Origin of the sequence: Serratia sp. FS14 (assembly GCF_000695995.1) — a bacterium.
Classification (GTDB): Bacteria; Pseudomonadota; Gammaproteobacteria; order Enterobacterales; family Enterobacteriaceae; genus Serratia; species Serratia nematodiphila.
The window spans coordinates 1,243,234-1,261,153 of record NZ_CP005927.1 but is presented as its reverse complement, the minus strand read 5'-3'; the positions used below and the strand labels follow the sequence as shown (position 1 = coordinate 1,261,153).

10 protein-coding genes, 2 tRNA genes and 3 rRNA genes are annotated in these 17,920 nt (G+C 55.9%); 3 read left to right on the top strand and 12 right to left on the bottom strand.

The genetic code is table 11. The features are described from left to right. Positions 1-80: 80 nt before the first annotated feature. Positions 81-1,031 (top strand): type I pantothenate kinase, encoded by a 951-nt coding sequence (coaA, locus tag L085_RS05795; RefSeq protein ID WP_025304936.1) that lies wholly within the window; start codon positions 81-83, stop codon positions 1,029-1,031. Between the two features lie 48 nt (positions 1,032-1,079). Here coaA and birA read toward each other — a convergent pair whose 3' ends face one another. From birA to L085_RS05735, 12 genes are all read right to left on the bottom strand, one after another. Beyond that, positions 1,080-2,042: a bifunctional biotin--[acetyl-CoA-carboxylase] ligase/biotin operon repressor BirA gene (birA, locus tag L085_RS05790; protein ID WP_004929427.1), complete on the bottom strand. Its 963-nt coding sequence runs from the start codon at positions 2,040-2,042 to the stop codon at positions 1,080-1,082. After that, positions 2,039-3,076 carry a UDP-N-acetylmuramate dehydrogenase gene (murB, locus tag L085_RS05785; protein ID WP_004929433.1) on the bottom strand — a complete coding sequence of 346 codons (1,038 nt, stop codon included), beginning with the start codon at positions 3,074-3,076 and terminating at the stop codon, positions 2,039-2,041. Before murB ends, birA begins: the two co-directional genes overlap by 4 nt. Before the next feature lie 345 nt (positions 3,077-3,421). Beyond that, positions 3,422-3,540: ribosomal RNA gene (rrf, locus tag L085_RS05780) — 5S ribosomal RNA — on the bottom strand. Between the two features lie 99 nt (positions 3,541-3,639). Beyond that, a 23S ribosomal RNA gene (locus L085_RS05775) occupies positions 3,640-6,546 on the bottom strand. 207 nt (positions 6,547-6,753) lie between these two features. Then, positions 6,754-6,829: transfer RNA gene (locus L085_RS05770), tRNA-Ala, on the bottom strand. Between the two features lie 39 nt (positions 6,830-6,868). Continuing rightward, positions 6,869-6,945: transfer RNA gene (locus tag L085_RS05765), tRNA-Ile, on the bottom strand. Positions 6,946-7,019: 74 nt separating this feature from the next. Beyond that, positions 7,020-8,562, bottom strand: a 16S ribosomal RNA gene (locus L085_RS05760). Together the 16S, 23S and 5S rRNA genes with 2 tRNA genes alongside form the textbook arrangement of a ribosomal RNA operon. Positions 8,563-8,953: 391 nt before the next feature. Beyond that, positions 8,954-9,487: a menaquinone-dependent protoporphyrinogen IX dehydrogenase gene (hemG, locus tag L085_RS05755; protein ID WP_004934493.1), complete on the bottom strand. Its 534-nt coding sequence runs from the start codon at positions 9,485-9,487 to the stop codon at positions 8,954-8,956. 21 nt (positions 9,488-9,508) lie between these two features. Beyond that, positions 9,509-10,960, bottom strand: a complete 1,452-nt coding sequence (gene trkH / locus L085_RS05750) for a Trk system potassium transporter TrkH (protein ID WP_004934492.1) — start codon at positions 10,958-10,960, stop codon at positions 9,509-9,511. Positions 10,961-10,995: 35 nt separating this feature from the next. Then, on the bottom strand, positions 10,996-11,610 hold the full coding sequence (locus L085_RS05745) for an IMPACT family protein (protein WP_004934489.1): 615 nt from the start codon (positions 11,608-11,610) through the stop codon (positions 10,996-10,998). Next, positions 11,610-12,941 carry a Xaa-Pro dipeptidase gene (gene pepQ / locus L085_RS05740; protein WP_044030293.1) on the bottom strand — a complete coding sequence of 444 codons (1,332 nt, stop codon included), beginning with the start codon at positions 12,939-12,941 and terminating at the stop codon, positions 11,610-11,612. The genes L085_RS05745 and pepQ overlap by 1 nt, the downstream gene beginning before the upstream one ends. A gap of 112 nt (positions 12,942-13,053) precedes the next feature. After that, entirely contained in the window at positions 13,054-14,250 is a 1,197-nt protein-coding gene (locus L085_RS05735) for an MFS transporter (RefSeq protein WP_044030292.1), read from the bottom strand. A 233-nt stretch (positions 14,251-14,483) separates the two neighbouring features. Between L085_RS05735 and fadB the strand changes: the two genes are divergently transcribed. Beyond that, positions 14,484-16,673 carry a fatty acid oxidation complex subunit alpha FadB gene (gene fadB, locus L085_RS05730; RefSeq protein ID WP_044030291.1) on the top strand — a complete coding sequence of 730 codons (2,190 nt, stop codon included), beginning with the start codon at positions 14,484-14,486 and terminating at the stop codon, positions 16,671-16,673. Between the two features lie 10 nt (positions 16,674-16,683). Next, the gene (fadA, locus tag L085_RS05725) at positions 16,684-17,847 is read left to right on the top strand and encodes an acetyl-CoA C-acyltransferase FadA (protein ID WP_044030289.1); all 1,164 of its coding nucleotides are present in this window, start codon (positions 16,684-16,686) and stop codon (positions 17,845-17,847) included. The last annotated feature ends 73 nt before the right edge of the window (positions 17,848-17,920 follow it).

Below are 17,920 nucleotides of genomic sequence, written 5' to 3'. Positions count from 1 at the left end.
TATAATATGCAGCTTGTTTATTCTCTGGAGTTGGCGTCCGGCGCCTTTCCCAACCTGCGTTAACAGGCAGAATTTGGCTTATGATAAAAAGAGATCAATCTTTAGCAACGCCTTACCTACAGTTCGATCGTACCCAATGGGCTGCGTTGCGAGATTCGGTGCCGCTGACGTTGTCGGAAGAAGAGATCGTTAAACTGAAAGGGATTAACGAAGATCTCTCGTTGGAAGAAGTTGCGCAGATTTATCTGCCGCTGTCACGGCTGTTGAACTTCTATATCAGTTCCAACCTGCGTAGGCAGGCGGTGCTCGAGCAATTCCTCGGCACCGACGGGCAAAAGATTCCCTATGTCATCGGCATCGCCGGCAGCGTAGCCGTAGGTAAGAGCACAACCGCACGTCTGTTGCAGGCGTTGTTGAGCCGTTGGCCAGAACACCGCAGCGTTGAGTTGATCACGACCGACGGCTTCTTGCACCCTAATAAGGTGCTGAACGAACGCGGCCTGATGAAGAAAAAAGGCTTCCCGCAGTCTTACGATATGCATAGCCTGGTGAAATTCGTGTCGGAAGTGAAATCCGGCGCCAAACGCGTCACCGCCCCGGTTTATTCCCATTTGATCTATGACGTTGTACCCGAAGGTAATAAAGTCATCGAGCAACCGGATATTCTGATCCTGGAAGGGCTTAACGTGTTGCAAAGCGGTATGGATTATCCTCACGATCCGCATCGCGTATTCGTTTCCGACTTTGTCGACTTCTCTATATATGTCGATGCGCCGGAAACGCTATTACAAAGCTGGTATATCAATCGTTTTCTGAAATTCCGTCAGGGCGCATTTTCCAATCCCGATTCTTATTTCCATAATTATTCAAAATTGCCGGAACCGGAGGCGATTAATATCGCCACGCAATTATGGAATGAAATTAACGGATTGAATTTGCAGCAGAATATACTGCCCACCCGTGAACGCGCCAGCCTGATAATGACCAAAAGCGCTAACCACGCCGTTGAAAGCGTGCGTTTAAGAAAGTAAGCCTACCGATCGATTCAGGGGACGTTACTGTCCCCTTGTCTTTTCTCACTATTCCGCGCTGCGCAGCGATATCTCGCCACCGATGAAGGGCTTGATCTCCCCGTCCTGTTCCAGCAGCAGTGCGCCCTGTGAATCGATTCCTCGGGCGATACCCACAATCTGCCGCTCGCCAATCAGCAGCTTGACCGGCCTGTCGATAAAGTTATCCAGGGTACGCCAGCGACCGATAAAGGGCGCGAGTCCGTCTATCTCAAACTGTTTCAATGACTGACGCAGTTCATTAAGCAAGGTTGCAGCCAGTTCATTGCGATCGATCTGAATTCCCGCTTCCTGTAGGTTAATCCATCCCTGAGTAATGGCGCTGGCATTGGTATCACGCATCGCCAGGTTGATGCCGGCGCCGATGACCAGTTGAGCCGCATCGCCGGTTTTTCCCGTCAGTTCGACCAGGATCCCCGCTAATTTACGATCGTTCAGATAAAGATCGTTAGGCCACTTCACGCGCACATCAGCCGCACCGAGGCGCTGCAAGACCTCCGCCATCACCATCCCGATCACCAGGCTAAGCCCCATAGCCGCTGCCGGCCCCTGCTCCAGTCGCCAGAACATCGACAGATATAAATTAGCGCCGAATGGCGAGATCCACTGCCGCCCGCGGCGCCCTCGTCCAGCCTGTTGGTATTCAGCGACGCAGGCATCACCAGAGTGCAATTCGTCGATGCGGTCCAGCAAGTATTGGTTGGTGGAATCGACCACCGGCAACACGCTTACACGCTTGTCTTCCAGCAGGCTGAGGATTCGCTTGGCTTCCAACAGCTGGATGGCGCCAGGCAGGCTATAGCCTTTTCCGGGCACGGTAAAGACATCCAGTCCCCATTCGCGAATGGTCTGAATATGCTTATTGATCGCCGCGCGACTCATGCCCAGTGACTCACCGAGGTGTTCACCGGAATGGAATTCGCCGTCAGCCAGCAGCGCGATCAGTTTTAACGGAACCTTGGTATCTTTCATGACAGCACCGCCACGGCATTCAGTTCACCGGTCGCGCCAATAAAACGCACCTCAGGTTCCAGCCACACGCCGAATTTATCAGCCACCGTCTTGCGTACGTGGCGCGCCAACGCCACCACATCCTGACTGTGGGCGTTGGCGATGTTCACCAGCACCAGCGCTTGTTGGCGGTGTACCGCAGCGCCACCGATACGATATCCTTTCAGTTCGCATTGATCGATAAGCCATCCGGCGGCCAGCTTCACCTGGCCATCCTGCTGTGGATAATGCGGCATACCGGGATATTGAGCGATGAGTTCTGCGGCTTTCTCTGCGTTCACCAGCGGATTCTTGAAGAAGCTGCCGGCATTGCCGGTTTCACGCGGATCGGGCAGCTTGCTGCGGCGCATGGCGCATACGGATTCAAATACCTGAAGTGGCGTCACCGTGGCAGGATCCAGCTTGGCCAGATCGCCGTAGCTCAATTTGGGTTGCCACTGTTTGTTGAGACGCAGACCCAGCCCAACAATGACATGTCCGGTCTGGAAACGGTGTTTGAAAATACTTTCCCGGTAGCCAAAACCACACTCGGCAGCCGGAATACGATCGATAGCGCCGGTAGAGAAGTCCAGCAGATCGACATACTCGCAGACGTCTTTCAATTCGACGCCGTAGGCGCCGATGTTCTGGATAGGGGCGGAACCGGCCAATCCAGGAATCAACGCCAGGTTTTCCAGACCGCAGATCCCGGCCTGCAGCGTATATTGCACCAGGTCATGCCAATTTTCACCGGAGCTGACGTGGAGATACCAGGCATCGTTATCTTCCCGAACATCAATACCCTTCAACTGATTGACCATTACTGTGCCAGAAAAATCCTCCAGGAACAGCACGTTGCTACCTTCACCGAGAATCAGCAACGGCTCCTGACGCTTGCGCGTTTGTTGCCACACCTTGAGCATCAGCTCAATTCTATCGGCCATGATCAGGTGCGCTGCGTTGACCGGGAGCGCAAACGTATTGTGGTTTTTTAAAGACGCGCTTTCAGTAGACATAACGTTCAGTACCCATACGGAAATAATCTTCCGCCTAGTCTACTCGATTCGAGGCGTCTGGCTAATATTTGTTTTAATTAACGTGAAATTTATCGACTAATACACTGAAGAATTAAGACTTATCTTTGATATAACCGGATAATTCTCATCAGTCTGTTCATAGATAGATATTTTTATTATTTAAATAATAATCTGGAACTATCAATTATATATTTAGCTGGCTATTTCCCTAGCAAAGAAACATTATGCTTCCTTATAAGGATAAGCTACATATGCCCAAAAAGGCATTTTTCAAAGTAATAGATACTGTCAGGATATTWATTTTACGYATAGCAWAMAGCYSTAGWACGTCRKTATCMKGGCWTTCTSGCWTKRGGAGACCCCACACTACCATCGGCGCTACGGCGTTTCACTTCTGAGTTCGGCATGGGGTCAGGTGGGACCACCGCGCTATTGCCGCCAGGCAAATTCTGTTTCATTCCAACCGCTTCACTCTCGTGTCGCCATCAGAACCAATCTCGGAACTTCGCTGAAAATCTCTCTAAAAACACCTTCGGTGTTGTAAGGTTAAGCCTCACGGATCATTAGTACTGGTTAGCTCAATGCATCGCTGCACTTACACACCCAGCCTATCAACGTCTTAGTCTTAAACGTTCCTTCAGGGRCCTTAAAGGYCCAGGGAAGACTCATCTTGAGGCAAGTTTCGCGCTTAGATGCTTTCAGCGCTTATCTTTTCCGCACTTAGCTACCGGGCAATGCCATTGGCATGACAACCCGAACACCAGTGGTGCGTTCACTCCGGTCCTCTCGTACTAGGAGCAACCCCTCTCAATCTTCCAACGCCCACGGCAGATAGGGACCGAACTGTCTCACGACGTTCTAAACCCAGCTCGCGTACCACTTTAAATGGCGAACAGCCATACCCTTGGGACCTACTTCAGCCCCAGGATGTGATGAGCCGACATCGAGGTGCCAAACACCGCCGTCGATATGAACTCTTGGGCGGTATCAGCCTGTTATCCCCGGAGTACCTTTTATCCGTTGAGCGATGGCCCTTCCATTCAGAACCACCGGATCACTAAGACCTACTTTCGTACCTGCTCGAGCCGTCACTCTCGCAGTCAAGCTAGCTTATGCCTTTGCACTAACCTCACGATGTCCGACCGTGATTAGCTAACCTTCGTGCTCCTCCGTTACTCTTTGGGAGGAGACCGCCCCAGTCAAACTACCCACCAGACACTGTCCTCACCCCGGATCACGGGGCCGAGTTAGAACATCAAACATTAAAGGGTGGTATTTCAAGGATGGCTCCACGCAGACTGGCGTCCACGCTTCAAAGCCTCCCACCTATCCTACACATCAAGGCTCAATGTTCAGTGTCAAGCTATAGTAAAGGTTCACGGGGTCTTTCCGTCTTGCCGCGGGTACACTGCATCTTCACAGCGAGTTCAATTTCACTGAGTCTCGGGTGGAGACAGCCTGGCCATCATTACGCCATTCGTGCAGGTCGGAACTTACCCGACAAGGAATTTCGCTACCTTAGGACCGTTATAGTTACGGCCGCCGTTTACTGGGGCTTCGATCAAGAGCTTCGCCTTGCGGCTGACCCCATCAATTAACCTTCCAGCACCGGGCAGGCGTCACACCGTATACGTCCACTTTCGTGTTTGCACAGTGCTGTGTTTTTATTAAACAGTTGCAGCCAGCTGGTATCTTCGACTGGCTTCAGCTCCATCCGCAAGGGACTTCACCTACATGCCAGCGTGCCTTCTCCCGAAGTTACGGCACCATTTTGCCTAGTTCCTTCACCCGAGTTCTCTCAAGCGCCTTGGTATTCTCTACCTGACCACCTGTGTCGGTTTGGGGTACGATTTAATGTTACCTGGAGCTTAGAGGATTTTCCTGGAAGCAGGGCATCAACTACTTCTGCACCGTAGTGCATCGTCATCACGCCTCAGGGTTAGTATGCAACCGGATTTACCAGGTCACACCCCCTACACGCTTAAACCGGGACAACCGTCGCCCGGCCAGCCTAGCCTTCTCCGTCCCCCCTTCGCAGTAACACCAAGTACAGGAATATTAACCTGTTTCCCATCGACTACGCTTTTCAGCCTCGCCTTAGGGGTCGACTCACCCTGCCCCGATTAACGTTGGACAGGAACCCTTGGTCTTCCGGCGAGCGGGCTTTTCACCCGCTTTATCGTTACTTATGTCAGCATTCGCACTTCTGATACCTCCAGCAACCCTCACAGGCCACCTTCAACGGCTTACAGAACGCTCCCCTACCCAACAACGCTAAGCGTCGCTGCCGCAGCTTCGGTGCATGGTTTAGCCCCGTTACATCTTCCGCGCAGGCCGACTCGACCAGTGAGCTATTACGCTTTCTTTAAATGATGGCTGCTTCTAAGCCAACATCCTGGCTGTCTATGCCTTCCCACATCGTTTCCCACTTAACCATGACTTTGGGACCTTAGCTGGCGGTCTGGGTTGTTTCCCTCTTCACGACGGACGTTAGCACCCGCCGTGTGTCTCCCGTGATAACATTCTTCGGTATTCGGAGTTTGCATCGGTTTGGTAAGCCGGGATGGCCCCCTAGCCGAAACAGTGCTCTACCCCCGAAGATGAGTTCACGAGGCGCTACCTAAATAGCTTTCGGGGAGAACCAGCTATCTCCCGGTTTGATTGGCCTTTCACCCCCAGCCACAAGTCATCCGCTAATTTTTCAACATTAGTCGGTTCGGTCCTCCAGTTAGTGTTACCCAACCTTCAACCTGCCCATGGCTAGATCACCGGGTTTCGGGTCTATACCTTGCAACTAATCGCCCAGTTAAGACTCGGTTTCCCTACGGCTCCCCTATACGGTTAACCTTGCTACAAAATATAAGTCGCTGACCCATTATACAAAAGGTACGCAGTCACACCACGAAGGTGCTCCCACTGCTTGTACGTACACGGTTTCAGGTTCTATTTCACTCCCCTCGCCGGGGTTCTTTTCGCCTTTCCCTCACGGTACTGGTTCACTATCGGTCAGTCAGGAGTATTTAGCCTTGGAGGATGGTCCCCCCATATTCAGACAGGATGTCACGTGTCCCGCCCTACTCATCGAACTCACGACCTGTGCATTTTAGTGTACGGGGCTATCACCCTTTGCTGCGCGACTTTCCAGACGCTTCCACTAACACACAAGCCGATTCAGGTTCTGGGCTCCTCCCCGTTCGCTCGCCGCTACTGGGGGAATCTCGGTTGATTTCTTTTCCTCGGGGTACTTAGATGTTTCAGTTCCCCCGGTTCGCCTCATGCCACTATGTATTCATGACATGATAGTGTGTCGAAACACACTGGGTTTCCCCATTCGGGTATCGCCGGTTATAACGGTTCATATCACCTTACCGACGCTTTTCGCAGATTAGCACGCCCTTCATCGCCTCTGACTGCCTAGGCATCCACCGTGTACGCTTAGTCACTTAACCTCACAACCCGAAGATGTTTCCATCGTTCGYGCTGCAAACATTTGAGAGACTCTATGACAGGTTACTCTTTATCCCRRWACTTCTACGGAGGGATAAATTTCAGCCGTCATGTTTCAATTTTCAGCTTGTTCCAGATTGTTAAAGAGCAAAATACTTCGCAGCATACTGTCGCCAATATACTCTGAAGTATTGAAATACCGGACTATATGGTGGAGCTAAGCGGGATCGAACCGCTGACCTCCTGCGTGCAAGGCAGGCGCTCTCCCAGCTGAGCTATAGCCCCATACAGTCACGCGCAGTACCTTTTCCACTTCATGAGAAGTGGTAGGCCTGAGTGGACTTGAACCACCGACCTCACCCTTATCAGGGGTGCGCTCTAACCACCTGAGCTACAAGCCTATAAAGGTATTTCTGCTCGTTACTTTCTATCAGACAATCTGTGTGAGCACGCCACGCGAACTAATATCTTTAGGTAAGGAGGTGATCCAACCGCAGGTTCCCCTACGGTTACCTTGTTACGACTTCACCCCAGTCATGAATCACAAAGTGGTAAGCGCCCTCCCGAAGGTTAAGCTACCTACTTCTTTTGCAACCCACTCCCATGGTGTGACGGGCGGTGTGTACAAGGCCCGGGAACGTATTCACCGTAGCATTCTGATCTACGATTACTAGCGATTCCGACTTCATGGAGTCGAGTTGCAGACTCCAATCCGGACTACGACGTACTTTATGAGGTCCGCTTGCTCTCGCGAGGTCGCTTCTCTTTGTATACGCCATTGTAGCACGTGTGTAGCCCTACTCGTAAGGGCCATGATGACTTGACGTCATCCCCACCTTCCTCCAGTTTATCACTGGCAGTCTCCTTTGAGTTCCCGGCCGAACCGCTGGCAACAAAGGATAAGGGTTGCGCTCGTTGCGGGACTTAACCCAACATTTCACAACACGAGCTGACGACAGCCATGCAGCACCTGTCTCAGAGTTCCCGAAGGCACCAATCCATCTCTGGAAAGTTCTCTGGATGTCAAGAGTAGGTAAGGTTCTTCGCGTTGCATCGAATTAAACCACATGCTCCACCGCTTGTGCGGGCCCCCGTCAATTCATTTGAGTTTTAACCTTGCGGCCGTACTCCCCAGGCGGTCGATTTAACGCGTTAGCTCCGGAAGCCACGCCTCAAGGGCACAACCTCCAAATCGACATCGTTTACAGCGTGGACTACCAGGGTATCTAATCCTGTTTGCTCCCCACGCTTTCGCACCTGAGCGTCAGTCTTCGTCCAGGGGGCCGCCTTCGCCACCGGTATTCCTCCAGATCTCTACGCATTTCACCGCTACACCTGGAATTCTACCCCCCTCTACGAGACTCTAGCTTGCCAGTTTCAAATGCAGTTCCCAGGTTGAGCCCGGGGATTTCACATCTGACTTAACAAACCGCCTGCGTGCGCTTTACGCCCAGTAATTCCGATTAACGCTTGCACCCTCCGTATTACCGCGGCTGCTGGCACGGAGTTAGCCGGTGCTTCTTCTGCGAGTAACGTCAATTGATGAACGTATTAAGCTCACCACCTTCCTCCTCGCTGAAAGTGCTTTACAACCCGAAGGCCTTCTTCACACACGCGGCATGGCTGCATCAGGCTTGCGCCCATTGTGCAATATTCCCCACTGCTGCCTCCCGTAGGAGTCTGGACCGTGTCTCAGTTCCAGTGTGGCTGGTCATCCTCTCAGACCAGCTAGGGATCGTCGCCTAGGTGAGCCATTACCCCACCTACTAGCTAATCCCATCTGGGCACATCTGATGGCAAGAGGCCCGAAGGTCCCCCTCTTTGGTCTTGCGACGTTATGCGGTATTAGCTACCGTTTCCAGTAGTTATCCCCCTCCATCAGGCAGTTTCCCAGACATTACTCACCCGTCCGCCGCTCGTCACCCAGGGAGCAAGCTCCCCTGTGCTACCGCTCGACTTGYATARTGTTAWGCYWKMCGCMAGCGTTCAATCTGAGCCATGATCAAACTCTTCAATTAAAAGCTTGATTTGCTTCCACTCGAGAAGCGATGCTCAAAGATTTACTGCATGAATTTTACTTCAGTTAGTCACTCTTCAAGACTTGATATTTTTTTGCATCCGAAGATGCTGGATATCGTCTTGTGGAGTGCCCACACAGATTGTCTGATAAATTGTTAAAGAGCAGTGCCGAGAAACTCATCGGCGCGGGCTGCGTATACTACGCTTTTCGCCCGGAGAGTCAAGCGTTTATTTCGCTTTCTTCTCGCTGACCCGGCGGCTTGTCAGTCGTTGTTCCCGGTCAGTGGAGGCGCATTATAGGGAGTTCTCGGCAGGCCGCAACCCCTAATTGCAAAAAACTTTTCAAGCGCGGATTTTTTCGGCAAAACGCTGGCCAAACCCGCGTTTTTGTCACTTTTCGTACTGGATCTGGCTAAATTCCTGGGCGAAACGATCGACCTGCTGCCAATCTGTGTACTCCACTTCCTTACTGGTATCCGTTTCACCGCCCGTCATACGCATAATAAATTGAATCATGATGCGGTCGAACCAACGATAGCGCGGATACCGCAATGCGCCGGCAAACACCGCGCACTGTTTTGGCTGCCACGGCGAGGCCAGCAGGAACTTGCGGGTATAAGCGTTGGTTTGCGGTGAGCGCTTTTCCGGTTTACGCGCGGTCAGGTTCACGGCGAAGAAGGCGCTCGGCATCCTATTCAGCTGTTCGGCATGGCGCTTAACGAATTTATCCAGTACCGGATTAAAGTGCCCGTAACGGATAGAAGCACCGATCATCACCTGCTGGTACTGACTAAGGTCGACCTGTTCCGCCTGCAGCAGATCAATCACCTCACAACGCAGCGTGTCCTGCAACTTGCTTGCTATATAAGAAGCGATAGCACGTGTTTGCCCGTCACGGCTCGAATAAAGTATCAATGCCTTCATGGCGTACTCCTTATATCAGGCTCACTCACGCCAAAAAGTTGGCGTGAACAGCACCAGCAATGTAAACACTTCCAGGCGCCCGAACAGCATCGTCACCACCAGGATCCACTTGGCCGCCGCCGGCATCGTGGTGAAGTTATCTGCCACCACGCCCAGGCCGGGGCCAAGGTTATTGAGTGTTGCCGTCACTGCGGCGAACGCGGAAAAATCGTCAACGCCGGTGGCAATGATCGCCAACATGCTGACGATAAACACCAGCGCATAGGCGGAGAAGAATCCCCACACCGCTTCCAGAATACGTTCCGGCAGCGCGCGGTTGCCCAGTTTGATGGTATAGACCGCGTTGGGGTGCACCAGCCTCTTCAACTCGCGCGAGCCCTGCAGGTACAGAAGCAGAATACGGATCACCTTCAGGCCACCGCCGGTCGAGCCGGCGCAGCCGCCGATGAACGCTGAGCACAGCAACAACATCGGCAGGAACAGCGGCCACTTGGCGATGCTGTCGGTCGTAAAACCGGCAGTGGTCGCCATCGATACCACCTGGAAGAACGCCTGATTGAGCGTTTCCATACCGCTCTTATAGACGCCATGTCCCCAGAGCACCAACGTGCATACCACCACCAGCGTCAACTGAACGAAGATGAACATGCGGAATTCAGGATCGCGCCCGTACACCTTCAGACTACGGCCGCTTAGCAAAGCGAAGTGCAGGCCGTAGTTACAGCCGGAAATCAGCAGGAACACGGCGATGATGGTGTTGATAGTCGGACTGGCGTAATAACCGATACTGGCGTCGTGGGTAGAAAACCCGCCAATGGCGATGGTCGAGAAACTGTGGCCGATCGCGTCGAACACCGACATCCCGGCCCCCCAGAGCGCCAGCGCACAGGCGACGGTCAGCAACACATAGATTAGCCACAGGGTTTTGGCTGTTTCGGCGATGCGTGGACGCATCTTGTTATCTTTCAGCGGCCCGGGCATTTCCGCTCGATACAGCTGCATGCCGCCGACGCCAAGTATCGGCAGTATCGCCACCGCCAACACGATGATCCCCATGCCGCCCATCCATTGCAGCATTTGGCGATAGAACAGGATGGCCTTCGGCAGCGAGTCCAGCCCCACCAGCGTCGTTGCGCCGGTAGTCGTCAATCCCGAGAAGGATTCAAAGAAGGCGTCGGTCAGCGACAAATTAGGGCGCTCCGAAAACAGGAACGGCAATGCCCCCACGCTGCCCAGCACGGTCCAGAACAACACGACAATCAGGAAGCCTTCACGGGGCTTCAGCTCGTGTTTCTGTTTGCGGTTCGGCCACCACAGCATCAGCCCGATGGTCAACGCCACGAAGAAGGTTTGGCTGAACGCGCGCCCCGCCCCATCGCGGTAAATCAATGCCACCAGGCCGGGAATAAACATCGTCCCGGAGAACAGGATGACCAGCAGACCAACGATACGGGTTATGGCGCGAAAATGCATTTCAGCACGATCCTTAGCAATTCAATTGGGAGGAATTATTGCGAAATGGGGGTTAATTGCAAATTACCGCGACTGAGATCACGCAATTTATTCCCAAACAGTTCGACCTCGGTGGCCGGCAACGCCAGATGCAGCACGACGGCGGCACCGTATTCGCCCTGCAGGATCCGACCTGCGGTTTGCTGCAGCAAGTTCTCCACCAACGCCAACTGCGCATAGTCGCACTGCAAGATATATTCGGCTTCCGGCACCTTTTGTGCCAACGCCAACTGCTTCAACGCCTGTTGAACACCATTGCCATAGGCTTTCACCAGCCCGCCAGTGCCCAGCTTGACGCCGCCATAGTAACGAACGACCACGGCGGTCACTTCACCGATGCCGCTCCCCATCAGCTGCGCGAGGATCGGTTTGCCGGCGGTGCCCGACGGCTCTCCGTCGTCTGAGAACCCCAGTTGCTGCGAGTCATCGGGGCTGCCGGCGACGAAAGCCCAACAATGGTGTCGCGCCGCCGGATGCTCATCCCGCACCTGCTGAATAAACGCCTTTGCCGCTTCTACCCCGCTGGTCGGCGCCAGCAGGGTGATAAAACGGCTCTTCTTTATTTCTTCGGTAAAGCAGGTGGCTTCCGCCGGTATCGGGTAAGGCCGCATCAGGCCAGGTTCAGATCGCGCGTCATGTTCTCGATGCGCTTTTCGTGGATCACGATGTTGTCTTCGATACGGATGCCGCCATACGGCTTCAGCGCATCGATGCGATCCCAGGCGAAGTGCTGCTTGAATTCACCGCTGCGCCACGGCGCCAACAGAGATTCGATGAAGTACAGACCTGGCTCAATGGTCAACACCATGCCCGGTTGCAACACGCGGGTGCAACGCAGGAATGGATACTTGGACGGCGCCGGCAGATGGGTGCCTTGCTCGTCCTGCATAAAGCCGGCGGCGTCGTGCACCTGAAGGCCCAGCGGATGGCCCAGCCCGTGCGGCAGGAACGGCGTGGTAATACCCGTTTCAACCATCGCCTCTTCGCTGAGGCCGTTCACCAACTTGTGATTCTTGAGCAGCTTGGCGATGCGCTGATGCATTTGCACATGGTAGTCGGTATAGCGCACGCCGGGCTTGATGGTGTCGATCAGCGCCAGCTGTTCACCATTGAGATCTTTCACCAGGTGGGCGAACTCGCTGCCGCTTTGCGCCGCGTAGGTGCGGGTCAGATCGGCGGCATAGCCGTTATATTCCGCGCCGGCGTCGATAAGGAAACTCAGGGGTTCGGCCGGCGGCTGATGATCCAGCTTGGTGTAGTGCAGTACCGAAGCGTGTTCGTTCAGCGCTACGATGTTGTCGTAAGGCACGTCGGTATCGCGGTGGCCTGTCGCCGTCAGGTAGGCCAGATTGATGTCGAACTCGCTCATGCCGGAGAGGAACGCCTCATGCGCCGCACGATGGCCGGTTACCGCCGTCTTCTGCGCTTCGCGCATGCAGGCCAGCTCGTAGCCGGTTTTGATAGAACGGTGGAAATCCAGGTAGTTCAACACCGCTTTCGGGTTGATGTTTTCAGAAGAAATGCCGAGATCGCGTGCGCGCTGTTGCGCATAACCGATATAGCCCACGCGCTCACGCTGCGACGGCAGCTGCTGCGCGATCGCATCGGCGTTGGCCAGCGGCATCAATTCAAGGGACTTGGTCCAGAAACTGTCCGGCAGCGGCTCTACGCTGTGCCAGTAGTCGACCGGGGAGTAGAACCACAGCTTCGGCTTATTGACACCGTCGATCCACAACCAGCAGTTCGGCACCGACGTCACCGGCACCCAGGCTTTGAAATGCGCGTTCACTTTGAACGGATAGCTATGGTCGTCCAAAAATACCTTTTGCAGCTCACCGGAGTGAATCAGCAGCGCATCCAACTTGTTGCGCTCCAGCACTTCGCGCGCGCGTTTTTGCAGCTCTGCCAGGTGGTCGTTATACAAAGAAGCCAGCGTTTCCATCACAGTACCCTTATGCCTTAGCACGAAAGAAGTCATCTTAACACAGCGCTCCGGCGCACCAACCTTATCGCGTTGGGCATGCGGAGCAGCTCGCAATTCCCTGCAAATGCCGTTACATCCGCAGTTTAACCATTAGCCAGCCGGCCAGGCCGAGCAACGCTATCGCCAGCGCCCACAGGCCATGGTGCTCCAACAACACCGCGCCGGCCGCGGCAACGCCCGCCAGACACTGCTGTAGAAAGCCACACAGCGCCATCGCATAAGCGCCGTACTCTTTGGCATCGCTGACGGCCATCGCCATGCTGTTGGGAAACAGCACCGCCTGGCCAAAAATGGTCAGGCAATACAGCGCGATGAACAGCGCCATACCGGAAAGGCCGGCCAGGACGCCGCTCCACCACAACAGCAGGATCGCCGCCGCCGCCAGCGCCACGATGCCGCTGCCGGCCTGCATCAGTTTTTTCCCGCCGACACGCGCCACCGTGCGGTTCACCGTCAGCGCCCCGCTGAAGTAGGCGACGCCGATCACCAGCCCCAGCGCACCGAACGCCGTAACGTTGAGACCAAAACCCTGCTGCATGACGAACGGACTCACCTCCTGCAATGTCACCGTGGTGGCGAAGCCCAATCCGCCGACGCAGGCCGGCCAGAAGAACCCCGGCCGCCGCAGGATGGCGAAGTAGGTGGCCGCCATCGCCGGGCGTGGCCCACGTGCGCGCCCCGCCTCAAGCGGCAGCGTCGCCATCAGCGCCAGAATGGCCAAACCGGTGGCGCCCATCAGGACGAAGCCCATCTGCCAGTGCGAATATTGGCTGAGCAGGCCGCCGACAAACTGACCGCCGCCCAGCGCGGTGATGAAAGCGATGGAGAGCACCGACAGACGGCGCGCCAGCTCATCACCGCTCCAGTTATCCCGCACGATGATACGCGCAATGATCGCCGCACCACCGGCACCCACACCTTGCAGCGCACGCAGCGCCAGTAATTGGGTACCGTTGCTGCACAGCGCCAACAGTCCGCTGCAGCCAATGAAAAGCAGCAGGGAAAGCGTCAGCGGCGCTCGGCGGCCAAAGCGATCGGCAGCCGCGCCCCAGAACAGCACCGGTAAGGCAGCGCCGATGACGAAGATCGAAATGGACAGCTCGGTGGCACGCCGGCTCATCGCCAGCTCGCGCATCACCGTCGGCAGCGAAGGCAGATACACGGTCGTCGCCATCTGCGCCATAAACACCAACAGACACGCCAGCGTCATGGTTCTGGCGGGAATGCTCCATAAGCCGCTGCGTTTGACACAAGCCGCCTTAGTCATGCCTAACCTCGTCTGAATGATAAATCGCTGCAGGCAAGTGTATGAGGGCCGACAACCACCAGCAAATGCCGATAGCACATAAAATATAACTCCGTTTTAAATCAAAACACTAACTTGGTGAGATGTGATCAGACCAGCAAATATGCAATCTCTCATTTGCATATTTTTAACATAAAAACCACACTCCTCTTCATCTGGTCATACCAGATCATACGCTGATTCAGGAGATAGACATGCTCTACCAAGGCGAAACATTACAACTGCACTGGCTCGATAACGGCATTGCCGAGCTGGTGTTCAACGCATCAGGCTCGGTCAACAAGCTGGACACCCGCACCGTCGCCAGCCTGGGCGAAGCGCTCACCGTGCTGGAAAACCAGTCTGAGCTCAAGGGGCTGCTGCTGCGCTCCACCAAAGCCGCATTTATCGTCGGCGCCGATATCACCGAATTCCTTTCTCTGTTTGCCGCACCGGCTGAAAAGCTGCACGAGTGGCTGGTATTCGCCAACAACGTCTTTAACCGGCTGGAAGATTTGCCGGTACCGACCATTTCGGCCATTAACGGCTATGCGCTCGGCGGCGGTTGCGAATGCATTCTGGCGACCGATTTCCGCGTCGCCTCGCCGGACGCGCGCATCGGCCTGCCGGAAACCAAATTGGGCATCATGCCGGGCTTCGGCGGTTCCGTCCGTCTGCCACGCCTGCTGGGTAACGACAGCGCGCTGGAAATCATCGCCGCCGGCAAAGACGTCAGCGCCAAAGACGCGTTGAAAGTCGGCCTGGTCGATGCGTTAGTGGCGCCGGAAAAACTGGCCGAAGCGGCGCTCAACATGCTGCAACAGGCGATCGACGGCAAGCTGGACTGGCGCGCCGCGCGTCAACCTAAGCTGGAGCCGCTGAAACTCAGCCCGATTGAAGCGGCGATGAGCTTCACCACCGCCAAAGGCATGGTACTGCAGACCGCCGGTAAACATTACCCGGCGCCGATGACCGCGGTGAAGACCATTGAAGCCGCCGCCAAGCTGGGCCGCGATGAAGCGCTGAAACTGGAAACCGCCAGCTTCGTGCCGTTGGCCCGCTCCAACGAAGCGCGCGCGCTGGTCGGCATCTTCCTTAACGATCAGTTCGTGAAGGGCCAGGCGAAAAAGCTGGCCAAGAATGTGGATGCGCCAAAACAGGCGGCGGTGCTGGGCGCCGGCATCATGGGCGGCGGTATCGCTTACCAATCGGCGCTGAAAGGCGTACCGGTGATCATGAAGGACATCAGCGACAAGTCGCTGACGCTGGGCATGAGCGAAGCGGCCAAGCTGCTCAACAAGCAGCTGGAGCGCGGCAAGCTGGATGGCCTGAAAATGGCGCAGGTGCTGTCGACCATTCAGCCGACGCTGGACTATGCCGGCATCGAGCGCGCGCAGGTGATCGTTGAGGCGGTCGTCGAGAATCCGAAAGTCAAAGCCGCCGTGCTGTCGGAAGTGGAAGGCCTGATCGGTGAAGACACCGTTCTGGCGTCGAACACCTCGACCATTCCGATTAATCACCTGGCAAAATCGCTGAAGCGCCCGCAAAACTTCTGCGGCATGCACTTCTTTAACCCGGTGCACCGCATGCCGCTGGTTGAAATCATCCGCGGCGAACAGACCAGCGATGACACCATCGCCAAAGTGGTGGCCTACGCCAGCCGCATGGGCAAAACGCCGATCGTGGTGAACGATTGCCCGGGCTTCTTCGTCAACCGCGTGCTGTTCCCATACTTCGCCGGCTTCAGCCTGCTGCTGCGCGACGGCGCCGACTTCCGTCAAATCGATAAAGTGATGGAAAAACAGTTCGGCTGGCCGATGGGCCCGGCCTACCTGCTCGACGTCGTGGGCATCGACACCGCGCACCACGCGCAGGCCGTGATGGCCGCCGGTTTCCCGGATCGCATGAGCAAAGACTACCGCGACGCCATTGACGTGATGTTCGACAACCAGCGCTTCGGTCAGAAAAATCAACTGGGCTTCTACCGCTACAGCCAGGACAGCAAAGGCAAACCGCGCAAGGACAACGATGAGCAGACCGATGCGCTGCTGGCCGAAGTGAGCCAACCGCGCCAGACCATCAGCGACGAAGAAATCATCGCGCGCATGATGATCCCGATGATCAACGAAGTGGTGCGTTGCCTGGAAGAAAATATCGTCGCCAGCCCGGCCGAAGCCGATATGGCGTTGGTCTACGGCATCGGTTTCCCTCCGTTCCACGGCGGCGCGTTCCGCTACCTGGATACGCTCGGCACCGCCAACTACGTTGAGCTGGCCCAGCGTTACGCACACCTCGGCGCCCTGTATCAGGTGCCGGCCGGTCTGCGCGCCAAGGCCGAACGCAATGAAAGCTACTACCCGGTGGCGACACCGCTGTCCGACGTCGCAACCCGCCAACCGGCATGAGGTCATAAAGATGGAAAACGTAGTTATTGTTGATGCCGTACGCACGCCGATGGGCCGCTCCAAGGGCGGCGCCTTCCGCCAGGTGCGCGCCGAAGATCTCTCCGCTCATCTGATGCGTGAAGTGCTGAGCCGCAACCCGGCGCTGAACGCCGAGGAGATCGATGACATTTACTGGGGCTGCGTGCAGCAGACGCTGGAACAAGGCTTCAACATCGCCCGCAACGCCGCGCTGCTGGCCGAGATCCCGCACCGCGTGCCGGCGGTGACCGTCAACCGCCTGTGCGGCTCTTCGATGCAGGCGCTGCACGACGCGGCGCGCGCCATCATGGTTGGCGACGCGCACATCAGCCTGATCGGCGGCGTGGAACACATGGGCCATGTGCCGATGAACCACGGCGTGGATTTCCATCCGGGCCTGAGCCGCAGCGTGGCCAAGGCCGCCGGGATGATGGGGCTGACCGCTGAAATGCTGGCCAAGATGCACAACATCAGTCGCCAGATGCAGGATGAATTTGCCGCCCGCTCCCACCAGCGCGCGCATGCAGCAACGCTGGCCGGTTACTTTAAAAACGAGATCATACCGACCAACGGCCACGACGCCGACGGCGTGCTGACCCGTTACGATTTCGATGAAGTCATTCGCCCGGAGACCACCGTCGAAAGCCTGTCGGCCCTGCGCCCGGCGTTCGATCCGGTCAACGGCACCGTCACCGCCGGCAGCTCCTCCGCCCTGTCGGACGGTGCTTCCGCCATGCTGCTGATGAGCGAATCGCGCGCCAAAGCGCTCGGTTTGAAGGCCCGCGCCCGCATCCGCTCGATGGCGGTCGTCGGCTGCGATCCGTCCATCATGGGCTACGGCCCGGTGCCGGCCAGCAAGCTGGCGCTGAAACGCGCCGGTCTGAGCGTGCAGGACATCGATCTGTTCGAGCTGAACGAAGCGTTCGCCGCCCAGTCGCTGCCGTGCATCAAGGATCTGGGGCTGATGGACAGCATCGACGACAAGATTAACCTGAACGGCGGCGCCATCGCGCTCGGCCACCCGCTGGGGTGTTCCGGCTCCCGCATCTCGACCACCCTGTTGAACAACATGGAACGTCGCGACGCGCAGTTCGGCCTGGCGACCATGTGCATCGGCCTGGGCCAGGGTATCGCCACCGTGTTTGAACGCGTTTAGCTGTGTCTATCTTGGGATGACCGCGTCACCACTTCAAATCGCGGCATCCCGCCAAGTTTAGTTGCCGTTCTTC